At 37.4% G+C, this 5,416-nt stretch carries 8 protein-coding genes, 1 pseudogene and 1 other annotated feature; of the genes and pseudogenes, 6 read left to right on the top strand and 3 right to left on the bottom strand.

The genetic code is table 11. The features are described 5' to 3' along the window. Positions 1-242 precede the first annotated feature (242 nt). Positions 243-330 (top strand) — a sequence feature (ribosomal protein L21 leader region). A 35-nt stretch (positions 331-365) separates the two neighbouring features. From rplU to rpmA, 3 genes are read left to right on the top strand one after another with little or no spacing between them, the layout of a single operon-like run. Beyond that, entirely contained in the window at positions 366-680 is a 315-nt protein-coding gene (rplU, locus tag HT696_RS10210; RefSeq protein WP_000109141.1) for a 50S ribosomal protein L21, read from the top strand. Between the two features lie 15 nt (positions 681-695). Beyond that, positions 696-1,040, top strand: coding sequence for a ribosomal-processing cysteine protease Prp (locus tag HT696_RS10205; RefSeq protein WP_000613699.1), 345 nt, complete (start codon positions 696-698; stop codon positions 1,038-1,040). A 16-nt stretch (positions 1,041-1,056) separates the two neighbouring features. Then, complete coding sequence (rpmA, locus tag HT696_RS10200) at positions 1,057-1,350, top strand: 50S ribosomal protein L27 (RefSeq protein ID WP_000916509.1); 294 nt, start codon at positions 1,057-1,059, stop codon at positions 1,348-1,350. A gap of 219 nt (positions 1,351-1,569) precedes the next feature. On the opposite strand, the pseudogene HT696_RS10195 reads toward rpmA, so the two are convergent. Continuing rightward, positions 1,570-1,706 (bottom strand): annotated as a pseudogene (locus HT696_RS10195) (TIGR03943 family protein); the annotation flags it as partial. Between the two features lie 26 nt (positions 1,707-1,732). Next, positions 1,733-1,891, bottom strand: a complete 159-nt coding sequence (locus tag HT696_RS10190; protein WP_173282886.1) for an SPJ_0845 family protein — start codon at positions 1,889-1,891, stop codon at positions 1,733-1,735. Between the two features lie 307 nt (positions 1,892-2,198). Between HT696_RS10190 and HT696_RS10185 the strand changes: the two genes are divergently transcribed. Further along, positions 2,199-3,116 (top strand): bifunctional riboflavin kinase/FAD synthetase, encoded by a 918-nt coding sequence (locus HT696_RS10185; RefSeq protein WP_000587437.1) that lies wholly within the window; start codon positions 2,199-2,201, stop codon positions 3,114-3,116. A gap of 87 nt (positions 3,117-3,203) precedes the next feature. On the opposite strand, the gene HT696_RS10180 is transcribed toward HT696_RS10185, so the two are convergent. Beyond that, on the bottom strand, positions 3,204-4,052 hold the full coding sequence (locus tag HT696_RS10180; RefSeq protein ID WP_050243034.1) for a YitT family protein: 849 nt from the start codon (positions 4,050-4,052) through the stop codon (positions 3,204-3,206). Positions 4,053-4,193: 141 nt separating this feature from the next. Between HT696_RS10180 and HT696_RS10175 the strand changes: the two genes are divergently transcribed. Further along, positions 4,194-5,033: a DegV family protein gene (locus HT696_RS10175; RefSeq protein ID WP_173282887.1), complete on the top strand. Its 840-nt coding sequence runs from the start codon at positions 4,194-4,196 to the stop codon at positions 5,031-5,033. A 106-nt stretch (positions 5,034-5,139) separates the two neighbouring features. Then, a complete protein-coding gene (locus HT696_RS10170; protein ID WP_001284639.1) occupies positions 5,140-5,415 on the top strand; it encodes an HU family DNA-binding protein in 276 nt (91 codons plus the stop codon). Position 5,416 lies beyond the last annotated feature (1 nt).

Genomic DNA, 5,416 nt, shown 5'->3' with positions numbered 1-5,416 from the left:
TGGATATCATTACGGTCTGAAAGGGTAAGATGTTTATGTTTTGTCATAGTAGACCTCATTTCTAATTCAAACGTCTCACACTTAATTCCACCATAAAAATCCGTTTTAGACTAATTTCCACTTTGGTCAGGCAAGTGGAAGTTACTTTGAGAAGTTAGCAGTAAAAGAAAAAGCTTCATTTTAGGTGTTATTACTTGTAAGAAAATAGGAGATATGCTATACTTAGAGAGTTGACTATGCACGTTCCTGTGCAACCGCACGAACATCGTTGCTTGATTATTCAAGTTTAAGTGGTTCGTCCCACGATGCTAGGCGAGTCTTCACAAAAAATCGGGGAAACCCATAAAAATCATAGGAGGTGCATAATGAGCACATACGCAATTATCAAAACTGGCGGAAAACAAGTTAAAGTTGAAGTTGGTCAAGCAGTTTACGTTGAAAAATTGAACGTTGAAGCTGGTCAAGAAGTTACTTTTAACGAAGTTGTTCTTGTTGGTGGTGAAAACACTGTTGTCGGAACTCCACTTGTTGCTGGAGCTACTGTAGTTGGAACTGTTGAAAAACAAGGAAAACAAAAGAAAGTTGTTACTTACAAGTACAAACCTAAAAAAGGTAGCCACCGTAAACAAGGTCACCGTCAACCATATACAAAAGTTGTCATCAACGCAATTAACGCTTAATTTTAAGGAGAACACATGATACAGGCAGTCTTTGAGAGAGCCGAAGATGGCGAGCTGAGGAGTGCGGAAATTACTGGACACGCCGAGAGTGGCGAATACGGCTTAGATGTCGTGTGTGCATCGGTTTCTACGCTTGCCATTAACTTTATCAATTCCATTGAGAAATTTGCAGGCTATGAACCAATCCTAGAATTAAACGAAGATGAAGGTGGCTATCTGATGGTTGAGATTCCAAAAGACCTGCCTTCACACCAGAGAGAAATGACCCAGTTATTCTTTGAATCATTTTTCTTAGGTATGGCAAACTTATCGGAGAACTCTTCTGAGTTCGTCCAAACCAGAGTTATCACAGAAAACTAACACGGAGGAAAACATTATGTTAAAAATGACTCTTAACAACTTGCAACTTTTCGCCCACAAAAAAGGTGGAGGTTCTACATCAAACGGACGTGATTCACAAGCAAAACGTCTTGGAGCTAAAGCAGCTGACGGACAAACTGTAACAGGTGGATCAATCCTTTACCGTCAACGTGGTACACATATCTACCCAGGTGTAAACGTTGGACGTGGTGGAGACGATACTTTGTTCGCTAAAGTTGAGGGCGTAGTACGCTTTGAACGTAAAGGACGCGATAAAAAACAAGTTTCTGTTTACCCAATCGCTAAATAAAAAGGTTCAGTGAACCTTTTTATCCTGAGCCTTGAAATGTAAAGGCGAGGAAGCTAGAAATAGCATTAAATAAGGCTTTCCGAGTTTTCGGAGAGCCTATTTTTTGTTTTGATACCCATACTTTTTAATATGTATAGTGGATTGAATCTGGAATAGAACACTGTTAAAAATTGATTTGAGTTTCCTACTCGATTTCTTCAGATTTTATTTCAATTGACTATAAGAACTGGTATCTGGTTTCAAATATTGGCTTGTCGTCCCTTCACTTGTCTGAATGGCTTGATTCGTTCCTTCTGATGAGGGAAAAGATATTCTTTAGCTGAAACTGTCTGAGAATCCAAGCTAACAGATGGAGAGAAAAATAGCGCCAGTCTGAAGCATACTAGATGAGAGTTGTTGGAAAGCAGTCATCTAGTTTTTCTTTACTGCTTTGGCTTTTTTCTTTGTCATCAGGGAAAGTGACTTGCTTCAAATCAGGGAGTTTAGGAAACTCTTCAAACATCTTGCCCAAGTTGTCTTGTTTTGTAAATTTTACAGCCATAGGTGTACCTCGATTCTAAATTCTACCTTTTCGGCACCAATTAGTAATTTAAAGTTCTCAGGAGTTAGTTGCATTGCTTTTTCATACATAAGCATAGTATGACACTTTATGGTTACTGAACAAGTCTAATCACTCCTTTCAAACTTTTGAAGATGGCCTACAAGTTTTTGAGAAGAATATTGCAAAGTTCATAGTTAAGCAACGATAGAGTGAAGAGCTTTTTGAAAACAGGTACACTTCAGGTTAAAAAAACGACATTTCAGATTTTCTGTTCCAGAAATAGCTATCGCTATGATATAATTAGTTTATGATTATTACTATTCCTATAAAAAACCAAAAAGATATTGGCACACCATCTGATTCAGTCGTTGTTCTTGGCTATTTTGATGGCATACATAAGGGGCATCAAGAATTATTTCGTGTTGCCAATAAGGCTGCGAGAAAGGATTTATTGCCTATCGTGGTTATGACCTTTAATGAATCACCAAAGATTGCTTTAGAGCCTTATCATCCAGATTTGTTTTTACATATTTTAAATCCTGCTGAACGTGAAAGAAAATTAAAGCGTGAAGGTGTAGAGGAATTATATCTCCTTGATTTTAGTAGTCAATTCGCTAGTCTCACGGCAGAAGAATTTTTTGCAACTTATATCAAGGCTATGAATGCCAAAATTATTGTTGCAGGTTTTGATTATACATTTGGTTCTGACAAAAAAACAGCAGAAGATTTAAAGGATTACTTTGATGGAGAAGTTATCATTGTTCCACCTGTAGAAGATGAGAAAGGAAAGATTAGTTCAACTCGTATCCGTCAAGCTATTTTAGATGGAAATGTGAAAGAAGCAGGAGAACTTTTGGGGGCACCGCTTCCATCCAGAGGTATGGTGGTTCATGGTAATGCTCGTGGTCGTACGATTGGTTATCCAACAGCTAATTTAGTGCTTTTAGACCGTACTTATATGCCAGCAGATGGCGTTTATGTCGTTGATGTTGAGATTCAAAGACAGAAGTATCGTGCTATGGCTAGTGTCGGGAAAAATGTGACCTTTGATGGAGAAGAAGCACGTTTTGAAGTCAATATTTTTGATTTTAATCAAGATATTTATGGGGAAACCGTCATGGTTTATTGGCTTGATCGCATTCGAGATATGACTAAATTTGACTCAGTTGACCAATTAGTAGATCAGTTAAAGGCTGATGAAGAAGTAGCTCGGAATTGGTCATAAGAGTTTGAGTAATTAAAAAAGAGGTTGTTTGTAACCCAAAAGATAGATGAATAAGTCTAACTTTTGAGGTCACGACATTACCTCTTTTTATTCTTTTTCAAAGGTAAATCCTTCTCCAAGGATTTCATGGGCTTCTGTAATGGTTATAAAGGCTTGAGGATCGATTCGATGAATCATTTCCTTCATTTTCACAATCTCATTTCTACCGACAATACAGTAGATAATCTTCAAATCTTTTTGACTATAGTAGCCTTGACCTGAGATGAAAGTAACACCTCTTCCTAGGTCATCATTGATCGCCTTAGCAAGTTGGTCAGGACGTTTTGTGATAATCATAAAGCCTTTACCTGCGTAGCCACCTTCGCCAATCAAATCAATGACACGAGAAACGATAAAATCAAATAAGAGCGTGTAGGAAACCAATCTCAAGTCCTTGAAGATTAGGAGAATAAGCATGAGAATACAAAAATCTAAGATAAAGAGCAGTTTCCCCATGGATATATGGGTGTATTTATTGAGAATACGAGCTAGAATATCAGTACCACCAGTTGTACCTCCAGCATTAAAGATAATTCCAAGACCGATTCCCAATAGAATTCCCGCTATAAGGGCAGTGATTAGTAAATCACCTTGAAGATCAATATGAAGGGGAATACGTTCAAAAAAGGCCAACCAGGCGGATAAGGCTAAGGTTCCTAGTAAACTAGAGTAGAGGGATTTTGCTCCAAATATTTTCCAAGCTAGGATGAAAAGGGGAATGTTAATCAGCAAGTTCATGAGCGAAACAGGGATTTTAAAAAGATAAAAGGTGATAAGGGTAATGCCTGTCGCCCCTCCTTCAAAGAGATGATGAGGAACTACAAAATAAGTTAGACCAAAAGCATAAATAGCAGCTCCTAATAAAATGGTTAAAATGGGGTAAATTTTTTTAATCATAGGACACCTCTTTTCTTATAAGTAGATTATATCAAATTTTTAAGGAAAATTTGAGTGACTCCATTAGGATTTTTAATCTTTTTTTGATATAATTAGAAGTAAGAAAACCAATCTGAATCCTAAAATAGAAAGATTGATACTATGACAAAAATTAAGATTGTAACCGATTCATCTGTTACTATTGAACCAGAACTAGTAAAGCAATTAGATATTACAATTGTTCCATTATCTGTAATGATTGATAATGTTGTTTATTCTGATGCTGATTTGAAAGAAGAAGGTAAATTTCTTCAGTTGATGCAAGAAGCTAAGAATCTTCCGAAAACAAGTCAACCGCCTGTAGGTGTCTTTGCTGAAGTGTTTGAAGACCTATGCAAGGATGGTAGCCAGATTCTTGCTATTCATATGTCCCATGCTCTTTCAGGGACTGTAGAAGCAGCACGCCAGGGTGCTAGTTTATCTACTGCAGATGTGACTGTTGTTGATAGTTCCTTCACTGACCAAGCCTTGAAATTCCAAGTTGTCGAAGCTGCTAAATTAGCACAAGAAGGCAAAGATATGGAGACAATTTTATCTCATGTAGAAGAGGTTAAAAACAACACAGAACTTTATATTGGCGTTTCAACTTTGGAAAATCTTGTCAAAGGTGGACGAATTGGCCGTGTAACTGGATTGTTGAGCTCCCTTCTCAATATCCGTGTTGTCATGCAAATGAAAGACCATGAATTGCAGCCAATGGTTAAAGGTCGTGGAGCTAAAACTTTTAAAAAATGGTTAGATGAGTTGATAACATCGCTTTCTGAACGTTCTGTAGCAGAGATTGGAATTTCATATTCTGGTAGTGATGATTGGGCAAAAGAGATGAAAGAAAGCTTACAAGCTTATGTTGAAAAGCCAATTTCTGTTTTGGAAACGGGTTCCATTATTCAAACGCACACAGGTGAGAATGCTTGGGCTATTTTGGTACGTTACCACTCCTAAAAAAATAAAGAAAATGGGAAGAAATAGCGTTTTTAACTTGACCTAAAAGGGATTTTAGGATATGATTATATTTGTTAATTAGAAATTATTTGGAGGAATCGTTAACATGGCAAACAAACAAGATTTGATCGCTAAAGTAGCAGAAGCTACAGAATTGACTAAGAAAGACTCAGCAGCAGCAGTTGAAGCTGTATTTGCAGCGGTAGCTGACTATCTTGCAGCTGGTGAAAAAGTTCAATTGATCGGTTTTGGTAACTTTGAAGTTCGTGAGCGTGCAGAACGTAAAGGTCGCAACCCACAAACTGGTAAAGAAATGACAATTGCAGCTTCTAAAGTTCCAGCATTCAAAGCTGGTAAAGCTCTTAAAGACGCTGTTAAATAAT

The sequence above is a fragment of the Streptococcus sp. 9903 genome, assembly GCF_013276625.1.
Taxonomy (GTDB): domain Bacteria; phylum Bacillota; class Bacilli; order Lactobacillales; family Streptococcaceae; genus Streptococcus.
This window is presented reverse-complemented; position numbering and strand designations above follow the sequence as displayed.

Bases quoted from the DNA above. Each gene is read 5' to 3' on its own strand.
- rplU (WP_000109141.1), top strand. From the start codon at position 366: ATGAGCACATACGCAATTATCAAAACTGGCGGAAAACAAGTTAAAGTT.
- HT696_RS10205 (WP_000613699.1), top strand. From the start codon at position 696: ATGATACAGGCAGTCTTTGAGAGAGCCGAAGATGGCGAGCTGAGGAGT.
- rpmA (WP_000916509.1), top strand. From the start codon at position 1,057: ATGTTAAAAATGACTCTTAACAACTTGCAACTTTTCGCCCACAAAAAA.
- HT696_RS10190 (WP_173282886.1), bottom strand. From the start codon at position 1,891: ATGGCTGTAAAATTTACAAAACAAGACAACTTGGGCAAGATGTTTGAA.
- HT696_RS10185 (WP_000587437.1), top strand. From the start codon at position 2,199: ATGATTATTACTATTCCTATAAAAAACCAAAAAGATATTGGCACACCA.
- HT696_RS10180 (WP_050243034.1), bottom strand. From the start codon at position 4,052: ATGATTAAAAAAATTTACCCCATTTTAACCATTTTATTAGGAGCTGCT.
- HT696_RS10175 (WP_173282887.1), top strand. From the start codon at position 4,194: ATGACAAAAATTAAGATTGTAACCGATTCATCTGTTACTATTGAACCA.
- HT696_RS10170 (WP_001284639.1), top strand. From the start codon at position 5,140: ATGGCAAACAAACAAGATTTGATCGCTAAAGTAGCAGAAGCTACAGAA.